15 protein-coding genes are annotated in these 14,824 nt (G+C 75.6%); 2 read left to right on the top strand and 13 right to left on the bottom strand.

Annotation, left to right across the window (positions count from 1 at the left end; translation table 11 throughout):
• Positions 1-126: 126 nt before the first annotated feature.
• From AC3WT4_RS16330 to AC3WT4_RS16295, 8 genes are all read right to left on the bottom strand, one after another.
• Positions 127-1,260, bottom strand: a complete 1,134-nt coding sequence (locus AC3WT4_RS16330; protein WP_492315934.1) for an aspartate-semialdehyde dehydrogenase — start codon at positions 1,258-1,260, stop codon at positions 127-129.
• A 25-nt stretch (positions 1,261-1,285) separates the two neighbouring features.
• Complete coding sequence (locus AC3WT4_RS16325) at positions 1,286-2,623, bottom strand: aspartate kinase (protein ID WP_074804183.1); 1,338 nt, start codon at positions 2,621-2,623, stop codon at positions 1,286-1,288.
• A 139-nt stretch (positions 2,624-2,762) separates the two neighbouring features.
• Entirely contained in the window at positions 2,763-3,557 is a 795-nt protein-coding gene (locus tag AC3WT4_RS16320) for a formate/nitrite transporter family protein (RefSeq protein ID WP_074803065.1), read from the bottom strand.
• A 166-nt stretch (positions 3,558-3,723) separates the two neighbouring features.
• Positions 3,724-4,488: an ABC transporter permease gene (locus AC3WT4_RS16315; RefSeq protein ID WP_400112929.1), complete on the bottom strand. Its 765-nt coding sequence runs from the start codon at positions 4,486-4,488 to the stop codon at positions 3,724-3,726.
• Positions 4,485-5,321 carry an ABC transporter ATP-binding protein gene (locus AC3WT4_RS16310; RefSeq protein WP_108050403.1) on the bottom strand — a complete coding sequence of 279 codons (837 nt, stop codon included), beginning with the start codon at positions 5,319-5,321 and terminating at the stop codon, positions 4,485-4,487. Before AC3WT4_RS16310 ends, AC3WT4_RS16315 begins: the two co-directional genes overlap by 4 nt.
• A gap of 36 nt (positions 5,322-5,357) precedes the next feature.
• Positions 5,358-6,200, bottom strand: coding sequence for a DUF4097 family beta strand repeat-containing protein (locus AC3WT4_RS16305; RefSeq protein WP_074803085.1), 843 nt, complete (start codon positions 6,198-6,200; stop codon positions 5,358-5,360).
• 73 nt (positions 6,201-6,273) lie between these two features.
• Positions 6,274-6,804: a histidine kinase gene (locus AC3WT4_RS16300; protein ID WP_492315933.1), complete on the bottom strand. Its 531-nt coding sequence runs from the start codon at positions 6,802-6,804 to the stop codon at positions 6,274-6,276.
• A 95-nt stretch (positions 6,805-6,899) separates the two neighbouring features.
• The gene (locus AC3WT4_RS16295) at positions 6,900-7,715 is read right to left on the bottom strand and encodes a TSUP family transporter (RefSeq protein WP_286186169.1); all 816 of its coding nucleotides are present in this window, start codon (positions 7,713-7,715) and stop codon (positions 6,900-6,902) included.
• Between the two features lie 125 nt (positions 7,716-7,840).
• On the opposite strand from AC3WT4_RS16295, the gene AC3WT4_RS16290 reads away from it, so the two are divergent.
• Both AC3WT4_RS16290 and AC3WT4_RS16285 read left to right on the top strand, forming a co-directional pair.
• Complete coding sequence (locus AC3WT4_RS16290) at positions 7,841-8,206, top strand: ArsR/SmtB family transcription factor (RefSeq protein WP_492315932.1); 366 nt, start codon at positions 7,841-7,843, stop codon at positions 8,204-8,206.
• Positions 8,203-8,802 (top strand): SRPBCC family protein, encoded by a 600-nt coding sequence (locus AC3WT4_RS16285; protein WP_492315931.1) that lies wholly within the window; start codon positions 8,203-8,205, stop codon positions 8,800-8,802. Before AC3WT4_RS16290 ends, AC3WT4_RS16285 begins: the two co-directional genes overlap by 4 nt.
• A 41-nt stretch (positions 8,803-8,843) precedes the next feature.
• Here AC3WT4_RS16285 and AC3WT4_RS16280 read toward each other — a convergent pair whose 3' ends face one another.
• The 5 genes from AC3WT4_RS16280 to AC3WT4_RS16260 all read right to left on the bottom strand — a co-directional run bounded on the left by AC3WT4_RS16280 (position 8,844) and on the right by AC3WT4_RS16260 (position 14,753).
• A complete protein-coding gene (locus AC3WT4_RS16280) occupies positions 8,844-9,413 on the bottom strand; it encodes a DUF5063 domain-containing protein (RefSeq protein ID WP_061268027.1) in 570 nt (189 codons plus the stop codon).
• A gap of 15 nt (positions 9,414-9,428) precedes the next feature.
• Positions 9,429-10,028, bottom strand: coding sequence for a recombination mediator RecR (gene recR, locus AC3WT4_RS16275; protein WP_021483478.1), 600 nt, complete (start codon positions 10,026-10,028; stop codon positions 9,429-9,431).
• Between the two features lie 84 nt (positions 10,029-10,112).
• Positions 10,113-10,979 (bottom strand): hypothetical protein, encoded by an 867-nt coding sequence (locus tag AC3WT4_RS16270; RefSeq protein WP_108050397.1) that lies wholly within the window; start codon positions 10,977-10,979, stop codon positions 10,113-10,115.
• The gene (locus AC3WT4_RS16265) at positions 10,976-11,572 is read right to left on the bottom strand and encodes an RNA polymerase sigma factor (RefSeq protein WP_492315930.1); all 597 of its coding nucleotides are present in this window, start codon (positions 11,570-11,572) and stop codon (positions 10,976-10,978) included. The genes AC3WT4_RS16270 and AC3WT4_RS16265 overlap by 4 nt, the downstream gene beginning before the upstream one ends.
• 43 nt (positions 11,573-11,615) lie before the next feature.
• Positions 11,616-14,753 (bottom strand): DNA polymerase III subunit gamma and tau, encoded by a 3,138-nt coding sequence (locus AC3WT4_RS16260; RefSeq protein WP_492315929.1) that lies wholly within the window; start codon positions 14,751-14,753, stop codon positions 11,616-11,618.
• Between the last annotated feature and the right edge of the window lie 71 nt (positions 14,754-14,824).

Raw genomic sequence — 14,824 nt, 5'->3', positions numbered from 1 at the left:
CCCCCCCCCCCCCCCCCCCCCCCCCCCCCCCCCCCCCCCCCCCCCCCCCCCCCCCCCCCCCCCCCCCCCCCGGGACCGGGGCTCTACCCCGCGGTTCCGGGCTTCTACCTCGCGGGACCCGGGGCTCTACTGTGCGAGGGCCGGGGCGAACGCGGCGCGGACGCCGTCGAGGTCCTGCGCGACGAGCTCGGCGAGCTGGACCGCGTTGAGCGCGGCGCCCTTGCGGAGGTTGTCGTTCGAGACGAACAGCACGAGACCGCGCCCGCCCGGCACCGACTGGTCGGTGCGGACCCGGCCGACGAACGACGGGTCCTTGCCCGCCGCCTCGAGCGGGTTGGGCACGTCCGCGAGCGCGACGCCGGGGGCGTCGGCGAGGATCTCGCGCGCACGGTCGGGCGTGATCGGGGCGCCGAACTCGGCGTGGATCGCGAGCGAGTGCCCGGTGAACACGGGGACGCGCACGCACGTGCCCGCGACGGCGAGCTCGGGCAGCCCGAGGATCTTGCGCGACTCGTTGCGGAGCTTCTTCTCCTCGTCCGTCTCCTCCTGACCGTCGTCGACGATCGACCCGGCGAGCGGGACGACGTTGAACGCGACGTTCCGCGGGAAGACGGTGGGCTCGGGGAAGGCGACCGCGCCGCCGTCGTGCACGAGACCGACGAGGCCCGGGCCGGACCCGTCGGCTGCGGCGGCCTCGGCCTGGGCGCCCGCGACGGCCTGGGCGCGCAGCTCCTCCGCGCCGGCGAGCCCGGCGCCGGAGACGGCCTGGTACGTCGCGACGATCAGGCGCTCCAGCCCGGCCTCGTCCGCGAGCGGCTTGAGGACGGGCATCGCGGCCATCGTCGTGCAGTTCGGGTTGGCGATGATGCCCTTGCGCGCCTCGCGCAGCGCGCCCGGGTTCACCTCCGAGACGACGAGCGGGACGTCGGGGTCCATGCGCCACGCGGAGGAGTTGTCGATGACGACGGCGCCCGCGGCGGCGAACCGCTCGGCCTGCGCCTTCGACGTCGCGCCGCCCGCGGAGAACAGCGCGACGTCGATGCCGCGCAGGTCCTCGGTCGGGGTCGCGGCGACGTCCTCCACGACGACGTCGGTCCCGCGCCACGGGAGCGTCGACCCGGCGGAGCGCGCCGACGCGAAGAAGCGGATGCTCGCGACCGGCAGGTCGCGCTCGTCGAGGAGGCGGCGCATGACCGCGCCGACCTGGCCGGTCGCGCCGACGACGGCGAGGTGCAGGCCCGGGGTGCTCTGGGTGCTCATGGGTGGGTTCCTCTCCTGCGTCGGGTCAGCGGCCGGTGCCGGCGTAGACGACGGCCTCGCCGTCGGCGGCGTCGAGCTCGAAGGCGGTGTGCACGGCACGCACCGCGTCGTCGAGCGAGTCCTCGCGCGTGACGACGGAGATGCGGATCTCCGAGGTGGAGATCATCTCGATGTTGATGCCCGCGTCGCGCAGCGCGCCGAACAGCTTCGCGGAGACGCCGGGGTGCGACTTCATGCCCGCGCCGACGAGCGAGAGCTTGCCGATCTGGTCGTCGAACTGGAGCGAGTCGAACCCGATCTCGGCCTGCAGCGCCGACAGCGCGGACATCGCGGCCGGGCCGTCGCCCTCGGGGAGGGAGAACGAGATGTCGGTGAGGCCCGTGCGGGCCGCCGACACGTTCTGCACGATCATGTCGATGTTCACGCCCGAGCCCGCGACGACCTCGAAGATCCGCGCGGCCGTGCCCGGGACGTCGGGCACGCCGACGACGGTGATCTTGGCCTCGCTGCGGTCGTGCGCGACGCCGGAGATGATCGGGTCTTCCATGACGGTCTCCTCGGGAAGGTCTGCGGTGCTGCCGGCGGTGCCGGCCGGGGAGGCGGCGCTCGCGCCGGGGCGCGCGGTGTACGCGTCCGCGCTGACGAAGGTGCCGTCCTTGCCGTTGAAGGACGAGCGCACGTGGATGGGGACGCCGTACCGGCGGCCGTACTCGACGCAGCGCAGCGCGAGGACCTTCGCGCCGCTCGCCGCCATCTCGAGCATCTCCTCGTACGTGATCCGGTCGATCTTGCGGGCGGACGGCACGATGCGCGGGTCCGCCGTGAACACGCCGTCCACGTCGGTGTAGATCTCGCACACGTCGGCGTCGAGCCCCGCGGCGAGCGCGACCGCGGTCGTGTCCGACCCGCCGCGGCCGAGCGTCGTCACGTCGTTCGTCGCCTGCGTCACGCCCTGGAACCCCGCGACGATCGCGACCTGGCCGCGGTCGAGGGTCTCGCGCACGCGCGTCGGGACGACGTCGACGATGCGCGCCTTGCCGTGCACAGCGTCCGTGATGAGACCGGCCTGCTGCCCGGTGAACGACTTCGCCTTCACGCCGAGGCTGGTGATCGCCATCGCGAGCAGCGACATCGAGATGCGCTCGCCCGCGGTGAGGAGGATGTCCATCTCGCGCTGCGGCGGGAGAGGGCTGACCTGCTGGGCGAGGTCGATGAGCTCGTCGGTCGTGTCGCCCATGGCCGAGACCACGACGACGACGTCGTTCCCGGCCCGCTTCGCCTCGGCGATGCGCTTGGCCACCCGCTTGATGCTCTCGGCGTCCGAGACGGACGAACCGCCGTACTTCTGCACGACAAGTGCCACGTGCTGCTCCATCTGTCGCCGGCCTCCGTCTCTCTCAACGGCCCGCCGGGTGCTTGTGGGTCGGTCGATGATAGGCACGCGTCCCGGGCCTCGGCCAAGCCCGTCCCGCCCTGCGGACCGCGGCGGGCCGCCGCCGGGGTCACACCTCCGGCAGCACGCGCGCCCGCGGACCGGCCACGACGACGTACGCCAGCCCGACGACGACGGCCCCGCCGACGAGGTTGCCGAGGCCCACCCAGGTGAGGTTGCGGCCGAAGTCGGCCCACGTCGTCGGGCCGAGGTCGCCGAAGAGCCCGAGGGAGAACGTCGTCATGTTGGCGACGACGTGCTCGAACCCGGACGCGATGAACGCGAGGATCCCCCAGAACAGGATCACCGCCTTGCCGGCCTCCGAGCGCAGGCGCCCGCAGGCCCAGATCGCGGCGCACACGAGGATGTTGCACAGCACGCCGCGGAAGAAGAGCTCTCCCCCGGTCTCGTGCGCCTTCGCGCGGAGCATCGAGGCGACCATCTCGCCCGCCGCCGCGTTCGAGCGCAGCACGCCCGCCTGCGTGACGGCCCAGCCGAAGAGCATCGACCCGGCCAGGTTGCCGACGAGGCACAGGCCCAGCGTGGCGACGGCGTCGCGCACGCGGACAGCGCGCGTCGCGACGCCCTGGGTGAGGACCATCATCGCGGACGTGGCGAGCTCCGCCCCGGCGAAGACGACGAGCGTCAGCGCCGCGGCGAACACGCCCCCGGCGACGAGCCGCTCGGCGGGCGCCCCGGCGGCGAGGAACGGGCCCGCCGTCGCGACCATGAGCACGACGCCGACGCCGATGTACGCGCCCGCGAGCATCGCCGCGACGAGGTAGCGCCCGGGACGTCTGGCGAAGAGCACCTTCTCCCGGGCCGCCTCCGACTGGGTGGTCACCGCCTGGGCGAGGGTCTGCACGACCTCGATCCTCGCGTCCGGGCGACCTCCCGGACAGGGCCGGTGGTCGCCCCGGCTCGGGACCGAAGGTCCGCGCGTCGGCCCCGGGGCACGGGGGTGCGGACGGGCGAGGGGCCGCGCACGGTCTCCCGCGCGCGGCCCCTCGGGCGTCGGTCCCCGGCGGTCGTCAGCCGACGCGGCGCCGGTAGACCGCCGTCGCCCACGCGTAGGCGAGGACGAGGATGCCGACGAGCCACGCGAGCGCGACCCAGATGTCGCTCCCGACGGGCTGGCCGGCGAAGAGGGACCGCAGGGTGTCGACGATCGCGGTGACCGGCTGGTTCTCGGCGAACCACGCGACCGGCCCCGGCATGCTCTCCGTCGGGACGAACGCCGAGCTGACGAAGGGCAGGAAGATCAGCGGGTAGCTGAAGGCGGACGCGCCGTCGACCGTCTTGGCCGACAGCCCGGCGACGACCGCGAGCCAGGTCAGCGCGAGGACGAACAGGACGAGGATGCCGAGGACGGCGAGCCACGCCCCGACGGACGCGTCGGTCCGGAACCCCAGCAGGAGGGCGACACCCACGACGAGGGTCACGGAGACGAGGTTCGCCACGAGCGAGGTGAGCACGTGCGCCCACAGGACGCTGGACCGGGCGACGGGCATGGACCGGAAGCGCTCGACGATGCCGCCCTGCAGGTCGAGGAACAGGCGGTAGGACGTGTACGCGACGCCCGACGCGACGGTGATGAGCAGGATGCCGGGCAGCAGGTAGTTCACGTAGGACTCGCCGCTGCCGGTGTCGATCGCGCCCCCGAGCACGTAGACGAAGAGGAGCATGAGCGCGATCGGGGTCACGGCGGTCGTGATGATCGTGTCCGGGCTGCGCAGGACGTGGCGCAGCGAGCGGCCCGTGAGGGCACGGGTGTCGGCCAGGGCGTGGGTGGTCATCGGGCTTCCTCTCCTGCCGGGCGGACGCCGTCGGCGCTCGTCCGGTCCGTGGTGGGGGCGCTGTCGCCGGCGTCGCCGACGAGCGCGAGGAACACGTCCTCGAGGGAGGGCTGCTTCTCGACGTACTCGACGGTCGCCGGGGGCAGCAGGGCCTTGAGCTCGGCCAGGGTGCCGTTCTGGATGATCGTCCCGCGGTGCAGGATCGCGATCCGGTCGGCGAGCTGCTCGGCCTCGTCGAGGTACTGGGTGGTGAGCAGCACGGTGGTGCCGCCGCGGGCGAGCTCGCGCACCGTGGCCCAGACCTCGATGCGGGCCTGCGGGTCGAGCCCCGTCGTCGGCTCGTCGAGGAAGATGACCGGCGGGTCGCCGATGAGGCTCATGGCGATGTCGAGCCGGCGCCGCATCCCGCCGGAGTAGGTCCCGGCGCGGCGGGCCCCGGCGTCGGTCAGGGAGAACCGGGCCAGCAGCTCGTCCGCGACGCGCCCCGGGTCCGCGAGGTGCCGCAGGCGGGCGACGAGGACGAGGTTCTCCCGTCCGGTGAGCACCTCGTCGACCGCGGCGAACTGCCCCGTCAGCGAGATGGACTCGCGCACGTGCCCGGGCTGCGCGACGACGTCGAACCCGTCGACGGTCGCGGTGCCGGCGTCCGGCGCGAGCAGGGTGGACAGGATCCGCACGAGCGTCGTCTTGCCCGCTCCGTTGGACCCGAGCAGCGCGACGATGCTCCCGCGCGCCACCTCGAGGTCGACACCACGCAGCACGCGCAGGTCGCCGTACGACTTCTCGATGCCTCGCACCCGGACGGCGGGGGCGAGGGTCTGGTCAGCAGACATCTGCGGATCTCCGATCCCTGGGTTCTGGTGGGTGGTTCAGGGCCGGCGGACGACGACGTCGCCGAACCCGGTGCTGGCGTGGATCTCCGCGGTGGCCTCGTCCTCGACGGGGCCCTCCGTGGGCGTGAGGTGGTTGCGCACGCTGCCGTGCTCGGAGCTCGCGTCGAGGAACGCGGCGGTCCCCTCGGGCACGCCCACCTCGATCGAGCCGTACGACGTCGCGAGGGTGACGCTCCCCGACTCCAGTCGCTCGACCCGGATGCCGGCGTGCGCGGACTTCGCCGTGAGCGTGCCGGCGACGCGCGCCACCGCGATGTCGCCGTGCGCGCCGTGCACGGCGAGCGAGCCGGTGACGGCGCCGACCGTCGTCGTGCCGTTCGTCGCCTTGATCGTGCCCTCGCCACGGACCTCCTCGACGCGGACCGACCCGGCGCTGGCGCGGGCGTCCAGCGAACCCCGCACGCGGCGCGCCGCCACGGAGCCCGCCGAGGCCTTGACGTCGAGCCGGTCGACGTCCTCGACGCGGGCGTCCCCGGCGGAGAGCGCCATCTCGACGGTGCCGAGGCTGCCCTCGGCGTAGAGCGAGCCCGCCTTGCCGCGCACGTCGGAGCCCGCGGGCAGCTCGACGGTGATGTCGGCGGTGCCGGACGCGAACGGCAGCACGTACTGCTTCCACGAGCCGGGGTAGGAGATCGTGAGGGCGCTGCCGTCGCCGTCGACGCGGACCGCCTCGGCGGCGCGGACGCTGCCCGACTTGGCCGGGTCGGTCGGCAGGACCGTGACGACGACGTCGTCGCGGTCCCCGGCGACCACGTGCAGGTGGGCGAACGGCACGTCGACGACGACGGGCAGGGGCTGCGGGGCGGGGAAAGTGGGCATGACGAAGCTCCAGGAGTGGTGTCGTGGTGGTGTCAGGTGCGGTCGGAGAGGGCGGGAACGGAGACCGAGGCGGTCAGCGCACCCAGCCGGTGACGCGGGCGGAGCCGCGCTGCTGCGGGCGGGTCTGCGCGGCCGGGCGCCCGGTGGACTGCTCGAGCGCCGCGGCGACCGCGCGCACGAGCCACGTGTTGACGGAGACGCCGTCGCGGGCGGCGGCGGTCTCGGCCTGCGTCTTGAGATGGTCGGGCAGGCGCAGGGTCGTGCGGGTCGTGGCCCCGGCCTCGACGTCGGACGGCGCAGGGCCGGTCGGCGTGGCCGGGGTGCTCGCAGGGACGAGGTCCTCGACCGGGGCGGGTGCGACGGCGGGGACGGCGACCACGAACTCGGGGGCGCCACCGCGCAGCCGCACGTCCACCGACCCCGGGGCGAGGTCCGCGGAGATCTCTCCCGCCGCGGCGGAGAGCGCGTCGAGGAGCACGAGGCGCACGGCCGCGTCGAGCGGTGCGGTCAGGCGCTCCGCGAGCCGACGGCCGTCGTCCCCGGCGGCGTCCGCCGCGGCGGCGAGGCGGTTCTGGAGGTCGTCGACATACGGGGTGAGGTCCATGACGCCATCATGGCACCACGAATGGTGTCACCGCAACCCTCTGTGACAACACTTTGACACCACTGGTGGCATCGGCCCCCGACGGCGCGGATGCCTCAGGCGGTGAGGTCGCGGACGACGTCGTACCCGAGCTTGACGATCAGCGCGCCGACGACGACCACGAAGACCACGCGCACGAACGCGCTGCCCTTGGCGACCGCCATCCGGGCGCCCACGTACGCCCCGAGCAGGTTGGCCGCGCCCATGAGGAGGCCCAGCCCCCACAGCACCGCCCCGTACGGCACGAAGAAGATCAGCGCGCCGGCGTTGGTGGCGAAGTTCGCGATCTTCGCGAGCGCCGACGCCGGCAGGAACGCGTACCCGAGGATGCTCACGAGCGCGATGACGAAGAACGTCCCGGTGCCCGGCCCGAGCAGGCCGTCGTAGGTGCCGATGACCAGGCCGATCCCGGCCGCCGCCCACCGGTGGCCGTTGCCCTCCCAGCGCAGGTTCGTGGTGTGCCCGAGGCTCGGCTTCGCGATCGTGTAGGCGGCGACACCGACGAGCACCACGAGGATGATCGGCTTGAACAGGTCGGCCGGGATGCGCGACGCGAGCGCCGCTCCCCCGACGGCGCCCACGAGCGCGGCGAGCGCCATGGGCCCGGCGGTGCGCAGGTCCGGCCCGACGCGCCGGTAGTACGTCGCGGCGCTCACCGACGTCCCCATGATGCTCGCGAGCTTGTTCGTCGCGAGCGCCTGCACGGGGCTGATGCCCGGGACGAGGAGCAGCGCCGGGAGCTGGACGAGCCCGCCCCCGCCGACGACGGCGTCGATCCACCCCGCCGTGAGCGCGGCGAGGACGAGCAGGAGGACGGTCACGCCGTCGATCTCGAGGCCGCCGGAGACCGGGAGGGAGAGGGCGGGAAGCACCCCCCAGTGGTACCACGCGGACGCGGCGCGCCCGGGCCGGGTCCACGACCGGTCCGCGGCCGGTCCACGGCCGAGGAGGGCGGGAGGCCCTTCCCTAAGCGTAACCGTGCGGTTACGCTTCCTGGATGGACGTGTTCGAGGCCGTCGCCGACGACGTGCGCCGCGACCTGCTCCGCGCGCTGGGGGCCGGGCGGCTCAGCGCGGGCGACCTCGCGCGCGTGCGCGACGACGTCTCCCGCCCGGCCGTGAGCCGCCACCTGCGCGTGCTGCGCGAGGCCGGGCTCGTGGAGGCCGTCGCCGAGGGGCGCCGTCGCGTCTACTCGCTGCGGCCCGCCGCGCTCGACCCCGTCGCCGCGTTCGTCGCGGCGCTCACCACGCCCGCCCCGCCCGTCCCGGCGCGGGCGCTCGACGGCCTCGACCTCGAGGTCCGCCGCACGACCCGAGAACGTCGTGCCGAACGCGGCACGGCCCAGCAGGAGGAGAGCGCATGAGCGACCCGACGAACCCCTCGCCCGCCCCCACGCCGACGGCACCCGGTGTGCCGGAACCCGGTGTGCCGGAACCCGGTGTGCCGGAACCCGGTGTGCCGGAACCCGGCGGGACGGTCGAGCGTGGCCCCGCGGGCGACGAGCTCGTCGTCACGCGGACGTTCCGCGCCCCCGCCGACGACGTGTGGGCGAGCCTCACGGAGCCCGGCCGGCTCGCGCGGTGGATCGGCTACTGGGAGGGCGACCCCTCGACCGGCCGCGTCGAGTTCTTCATGACGGCCGAGAGCGACGACCCCGAGCCCGAGGAGTACCGCATCACCCGGTGCGAGCCGCCGCACCGCTTCGCCGGGGTGACGTCGTCGGGCGACCAGACGTGGCACCTGTCCTTCGAGCTCGCCGAGCAGGGCGGCGTCACGACGCTGACCTTCCGCCAGCTCCTCGGCCCCGACGACGACGCCCGGAACGTCGGGCCCGGGTGGGAGTACTACCTCGACCGGCTCGTCGCCGTCCGCGAGGGGCGCGACGCCGCCACCGTGCCGTGGGAGCCGTACCTCGCCGGGCTCGCGGACCACTACGGCCGGGCGGGCGACGCCGGCTGACCGCGGGACGCCCGCGGCGCGGGGGCACCGGGAGCGACGGCTCAGGACTGGAGCGCGTCGTACTCCGCCTCGGTCGCGACGTCGTCCTCGACGTCGAGACGCAGGTGCGCGAGCGCGAGCTGCAGGACGCGCAGCGCGCTCGCGGCGCGCTCCCCCCACAGCGAGACGTACGAGAACTGCCACCACCACAGGCCCTCGAGCTCGCGCCCGGCGTCGTAGTGCTGCAGGCCCTTCGCGAGGCACTCGGCGACGCACGCGAGGTCGCCCGAGAGCGACGCCGCGCCGACCTCGGCGCCGACGAGCGGGTCGGTGATCTCGGCGTAGTCGTCGAACCCGTCGAAGAGCCGCGCGAGCGCCGTCCGCAGCGGGTCCACGTCCGTGTCGCGGCCGGCGTCGGGCTCGAAGCGCTCGACCGGCACGACGTCGCCGACGGCTCCCAGGCGGGCGCCCGCGGCGAGCGCGTCGGACAGCGCGAGGAGCAGGAGCGGCAGCACCGCCCCCGGGGCCGCGCCGGACGCGACCTGCGTCGTCGTGGTGAGGTAGGCGCGGGCCTGCTCCGCCATGCCCTCGGCGATCTCCCGCAGGTCGGGGTCGTTGTGGATCTCCCCCATGCTCGTCACCTCCCGTCAGCCGCCGACGAGGCGTCGGCCCTCGAACGCCCGGCCGAGCGTCACCTCGTCCGCGTACTCCAAGTCTCCACCGACGGGGAGCCCGGACGCGAGGCGGGTCACGCGCAGGCCCATGGGGCCGAGCATGCGCGCGAGGTAGGTGGCGGTGGCCTCGCCCTCGACGTTCGGGTCGGTCGCGAGGATCACCTCGGTCACCTGCCCGTCCGCGAGCCGGCTCATGAGCTCCGCGATCCGCAGGTCGCCCGGCCCGACGTTCTCGATCGGGTTGATGGCCCCGCCGAGCACGTGGTACCGGCCGCGGAACTCGCGCGTGCGCTCGATCGCGACGACGTCCTTGGGCTCCTCGACGACGCAGATCACCTCGGGCGAGCGGCGCGGGTCCGCGCAGATGCGGCACTGCTCCGACTCCGCGACGTTCCCGCACGTCTCGCAGAAGCGGACGCGCGCCTTCACCTCGGTGAGGGCGTCGGCGAGCCGGCGCACGTCCACCGCGTCCGCGGCGAGCAGGTGGAACGCGATGCGCTGCGCGCTCTTGGGCCCGACGCCGGGGAGTCGGCCGAGCTCGTCGATCAGGTCCTGGACCGCGCCTTCGTACACGCCCCCAGCCTACGGGGCGCGGCCCACACGCCGGGCCCGGCCCGCCGCTCTCGCGGACGGGCCGGGTCGGCGCTCAGGCCACGGTCATCCCGGCGGCTCGGGCGTCACGGTCCGCGTCGTGCCGTCGGCGTACGTCGCCTCGTAGGTGATGGCGGGCTCCGGGCCGCCCTCGCCGCCGGGACCGTCCACCGTCGCCGGGTCGAAGATCGGCCCGGGCCACCAGGCCACGAAGCGGCCGTCCTCGAGCGTGGTCGCGACGGCGGTCCCGTCCGCGAGCCGGAGCGTGAGCGCCACGACGTCGGCGCCGGCGCGCCCGCCCGTCATCGACAGCACGGGACGCTCGCGGCTCCACGGGTAGGCCTTGCCGCCCGACTGGAACATCGCGCCCTCCGCGACGCCGCGGGAGGACGGCACGAGGCCGCCGCCGCTCGCGGACGCTGCGGAGAGGTCCTCCGCCTCGTCCGCGCCCGGGGGCAGGTAGCCGACGCACGACGACTGCAGGGTCTGCCCCTGTGCGTCGTCGTGCAGGTACATCACGGCCGCCCACGAGCCGCGACGCTCCGCGAGCACGACGTCGTCGACCGTCACCACCCGTTCGGAGCCGACCCGCGCGCGGCACGCCGCGTCGAGCACGGCGAGGTCCTGCGCGGAGAGCGGGTCCGGTTCGGGCGTCCACGACGCGAGCGCGTGCGGCGCCGGACCGACGAACGGGACCGCGAACGCCACCGCGGCGACAGCCGCCACGGCCGCCGGGACGCCGACCCGGCGCGCCGTGCGGCGCCGGGCCTGCACGGCGAGGTGCCCGACGGCGCGGGCACCCGTCGTGCCGGGCTCCTCGCCCGCGAGGATGCGGTCGAGGCCCTGGGCCGCACGCGCGGCCTCGGCGGCGGAGAGGTCGGACGCGGGGGCGGGGTCGAGCCCGCGGAGGACGGTCAGGTCGTCGTGAGTCATCGGAGCGCCTCCTGGGCGGTGACGTCGAGGGATCGGGCACGGGAGGCGGCGGGCCGGTGGTCCGCAGCGTCCGTGTCGGCACCCTCGTCGAGGGCGAGCAGCCGACGGAGCGCCGTGCGAGCGCGGTGCAGACGGAGCCGGTAGGCGACCGCGGAGATGCCGAGGACGCGCCCTGCGTCCGCGGACGGCAGGTCCTCCCAGAGGAGCAGCGAGAGCACCTCCTGCTGGTCCGGGGTGAGGCGGCGCCACGCCGCCGCGAGGTCGGAGCGCGCAGCCGTCTGCTCGTCAGGGGCCGGGACGAGCGGCTCGGGCTGCGCGGCGAGCCGGACACCGAGCGCACCGCGTCGGGTGCTCGCCCGCCGGTCGTTGAGGAGGCAGCCGCGCGCGACCCCGAACAACCACGCCCGCTGGGCGTCCCGGGTCGGTGGGAGGTCGCGCACCCGCCACCACGCGACGACGAACGCCTCGTGGACGACGTCCTCGGCGTGGTCGTCGTCGGTGCGTCGCCGCACGAAGCGGAGCACGTCGGCGTACGTGTCTCGGTAGAGGTCGCGGAACCGTTCCTCACGGTCCGCCACGGGAGGTGGGCTCATACCTCGTACGTGTCCGGCACCCGGCCCGCTGTTTCGGCGGGCGTCAGCCCTGGTCCTGGATCTCCTCGATGATCTTGCCGTCGAGCAGGCTCACCACGAGCGCGGTCCCGACGAGGCCCGTCGAGACGATGTCGGGGTCGTCCGCGGACGGGAGGTCGTCCATCGGGTCGACGGCGGACGTCTCGCCCCGCCGCGCCGGCTCCTCGGTCCGCGGGACGCGGGCCGCCGCGATCGCCGCGCGCGCGGCGGAGACGCCGCGCAACGGCGCTGCCGACGGGCCCGCGGGAGCGGCCGGTGCCGCCGTCCGGGCGGGCGCCTCCTGGCGCGGGCCCGCGGGCGTCGCCGCGCCGGGGCGTCCGGGCGCGGAGGGTGCGGGGCCGCCGGACGGCGCGGTCCGGGCAGGGGTCTGCGTGGCGGTCGGGGTGGGCGCCGACGCCGGTTCGAGCACGGTCTCCGGCTCGGGGCCGTCGTCGAGGTCGGCGGGCGGCTCCGCGGGCAGCCCCGCGAGCCACGCCTCGTCCGCGCTGTCCGCGCGCGGCTCGGGCGCGGGCGTCGGGGCCGACGCCCCGGCGAGCCACGCCTCGTCGGCGGCGTCCACCACGGTCGAGCCGGCCGGCGGCGCGGCGGGCGCGGTCTCCGTGCCCGGTCGTTCCTGGAGCGCGACGGCGGCGCGCGGGGTCTCGTGCGCCTCCGCGGCCTCGTCGGCCGGGCGGGAGGTGCTCGCGGAGCGGGCGGTGCCGGGGGTGCTCGGCGCCACGACGGTCGCGACCGGGACCGTCGCCTGCGAGCCGCCCGGGCCGTGGAGGGCGGCAGCCCCGGCGCTCGCCGAGGCGGACCCCGCGGGGCGGGACACGGCGGGGCCGGCCGCCACGGCGGGCGCCGCCGTGCCGGACGCCGGGGCGCCGGGCGCGGGCGCCGGTGCGGGGGCCGTCGACGGCGCAGGCGATGCCGGCGCGGGGCCGGACGACGGTGCCGAGCCGCCGCCCGGCTGGCCACCCTCGTCGAGGCGCGGCTCGACGCGGACCTGGAGCCCGAGCGTCTGGTAGACGACGTCCTGGACCGCGCTCGTGTGCCGGGACGACGAGAACGTGCGGGCCAGCCCCGGCGACGGGAAGGCGAGGTAGAGCACGTCGGCGCCGAGCTCCGCGACCTGCGCGTTGGCGCTCACCAGCGACCACGTCACGGGGCTCGCGCGGAGGTTCTCGAGGACCTCCGGCCAGCGCCGGCGCAGCTCCTCGGTCGTCAGGGCAGCGCTCGCGCCACCCGCTGCCGGAGCGGACGGCGCGGCCGCCTCCTGCCGGGGAGCCGCCTCGCGCGGCGTCGACGGCCGCTGGGCGTCCTCGCGCGGCGCCTCCTCGCGTGACGTCTCGTGGTGCGGTGCCTCGTGGTGCGGTGCCTCGTGGTGCGGTGCCTCGGGAGCGGGCGAGGGAGCGTCCGCCGGGGCAGCAGAGGCAGCAGTGTCGCGGGCGCGGTCGGCCGAGGCCTCGGACTCCGAGACGGACGTCGTGCCGGAGACGGTGCTCGACGTCGCGTCGGGCGCGGTGCCGGGCCGGGCGCTCGCCGCACCGGACACGGGACCGGTCCGCTCGGGGGCGGACGCCTCGGCAGGCGCGATCCCCTCGCGCGGCGCGGACGAGTCGGCGGGAGCGGACGACCCCACGGCCGACCCGGCACCGTCGTCGCCCGACGCCCTCGCGCCGTCGGCCACGTGCGACGCAGCAGCAGGCGATGCGGCAGCGGGCGACACGGCGGCGTCGACGTCGCCGGACGGGCGGTCCTGCTCCGGCGCGGAGGGAGCCTCGACGCGCCCGACCGGCGTCGGGTCCTGCACGACCGGCGCGCCCGCGGCAGCCTGGGCCGGTCGCGGCGGCCGGAGCGCCGCGCGGACGGCGGCGGCGCCGGTGAGGCCCGACGAGGGCACGCCGACCGGGGACGCGGCCGGAGCCGTGGCCGTGGCGCCGCCGTCGCCCGGGGCGGCCGTCCCTGCGGCGGGCGGGACCACGACGTTGCCCAGGCCGCCCCGCTCGAGCCGGTCGAGGCGCGCCGCGAACCCGGCCGCGCCGTCGTCCGCCCCGGGCAGGAGCAGGCGGGCCATGAGGAGCTCGAGGTGCAGGCGGGGCGACGTCGCGCCCGTCATCTCGGTGAGCGCGGCGTTGACGAGGTCGGCGGCCCGGGACAGCTCGGCCACGCCGAGGTGCTGCGCCTGCGTGCGCATGCGCTCGAGCTGGTCGGCGGGCTGGTCGCGCAGGACGGCCTGCGCCTCGTCGCCCGAGACCGCGATGACGATGAGGTCGCGCAGGCGCTCGAGCACGTCCTCGACGAAGCGCCGCGGCTCGTGCCCCGTCGCGATGACGTGGTCCACGACGCGGAAGATGCTCGCGCCGTCGCGCGCGGCGAGGGCGTCCACGACGTCGTCGAGCAGGGTGGCGTGCGTGAAGCCGAGGAGCGCGACCGCGCGCTCGTACTCGACGGCGCCGTCCTCGGCACCCGCGATGAGCTGGTCCATGACGGACAGCGAGTCGCGGACGGAGCCGCCGCCCGCGCGCGTGACGAGCGGGACGACGCCGCTGCCGATCGACACGCCCTCGGCCGCGCAGAGCTCCTCGAGGTAGGGGCCGAGCACGTCCGGCGGGACGAGGCGGAAGGGATAGTGGTGGGTGCGCGAGCGGATGGTGCCGATGACCTTGTCCGGCTCCGTCGTCGCGAAGACGAACTTCACGTGCTCCGGCGGCTCCTCGACGAGCTTGAGCAGGGCGTTGAAGCCCTGCGGCGTCACCATGTGCGCCTCGTCGAGGATGAAGATCTTGTACCGGTCGCGCGCGGGGGCGAACGCGGCGCGCTCGCGCAGCTCGCGCGCGTCGTCCACGCCGTTGTGCGACGCCGCGTCGATCTCGACCACGTCGAGGCTGCCGGGGCCGCCGCGCGCGAGCTCGACGCACGACGGGCACTGCCCGCACGGCGTGTCGAGCGGGCTCTCCGGGGTGTTCCGCTCGCAGTTGAGCGTGCGCGCGAGGATGCGCGCGCTCGTCGTCTTGCCGCACCCCCGGGGCCCGGAGAAGAGATAGGCGTGGTTCACGCGACCGCTGCGCAGCGCCTGCATGAGCGGTGCGGTCACGTGGTCCTGACCGATCACCTCGGCGAAGGTCTCGGGCCGGTAGCGGCGGTACAGGGCGGTGCTCACCCCGGTCACTCTAGACGTCGCGACCCACACGCACGAGGTCGCTCCGCCGTCGGTCCCGCCGGTCCCGGCCC

It is taken from the genome of Cellulosimicrobium sp. EB106-03-01-XG111 (assembly GCF_058792115.1).
Note: the sequence above shows the minus strand (reverse complement) of the source record. Positions and strands in the feature narration are given on the sequence as shown.

Coding starts and splice junctions, on each gene's coding strand:
- AC3WT4_RS16285 (WP_492315931.1), top strand. CDS start 8,203: ATGAGCGACCCGACGAACCCCTCGCCCGCCCCCACGCCGACGGCACCC.
- AC3WT4_RS16315 (WP_400112929.1), bottom strand. CDS start 4,488: ATGACCACCCACGCCCTGGCCGACACCCGTGCCCTCACGGGCCGCTCG.
- AC3WT4_RS16300 (WP_492315933.1), bottom strand. CDS start 6,804: ATGGACCTCACCCCGTATGTCGACGACCTCCAGAACCGCCTCGCCGCC.
- AC3WT4_RS16270 (WP_108050397.1), bottom strand. CDS start 10,979: ATGACTCACGACGACCTGACCGTCCTCCGCGGGCTCGACCCCGCCCCC.
- AC3WT4_RS16265 (WP_492315930.1), bottom strand. CDS start 11,572: ATGAGCCCACCTCCCGTGGCGGACCGTGAGGAACGGTTCCGCGACCTC.
- AC3WT4_RS16310 (WP_108050403.1), bottom strand. CDS start 5,321: ATGTCTGCTGACCAGACCCTCGCCCCCGCCGTCCGGGTGCGAGGCATC.
- AC3WT4_RS16290 (WP_492315932.1), top strand. CDS start 7,841: ATGGACGTGTTCGAGGCCGTCGCCGACGACGTGCGCCGCGACCTGCTC.
- AC3WT4_RS16280 (WP_061268027.1), bottom strand. CDS start 9,413: ATGGGGGAGATCCACAACGACCCCGACCTGCGGGAGATCGCCGAGGGC.
- AC3WT4_RS16330 (WP_492315934.1), bottom strand. CDS start 1,260: ATGAGCACCCAGAGCACCCCGGGCCTGCACCTCGCCGTCGTCGGCGCG.
- AC3WT4_RS16305 (WP_074803085.1), bottom strand. CDS start 6,200: ATGCCCACTTTCCCCGCCCCGCAGCCCCTGCCCGTCGTCGTCGACGTG.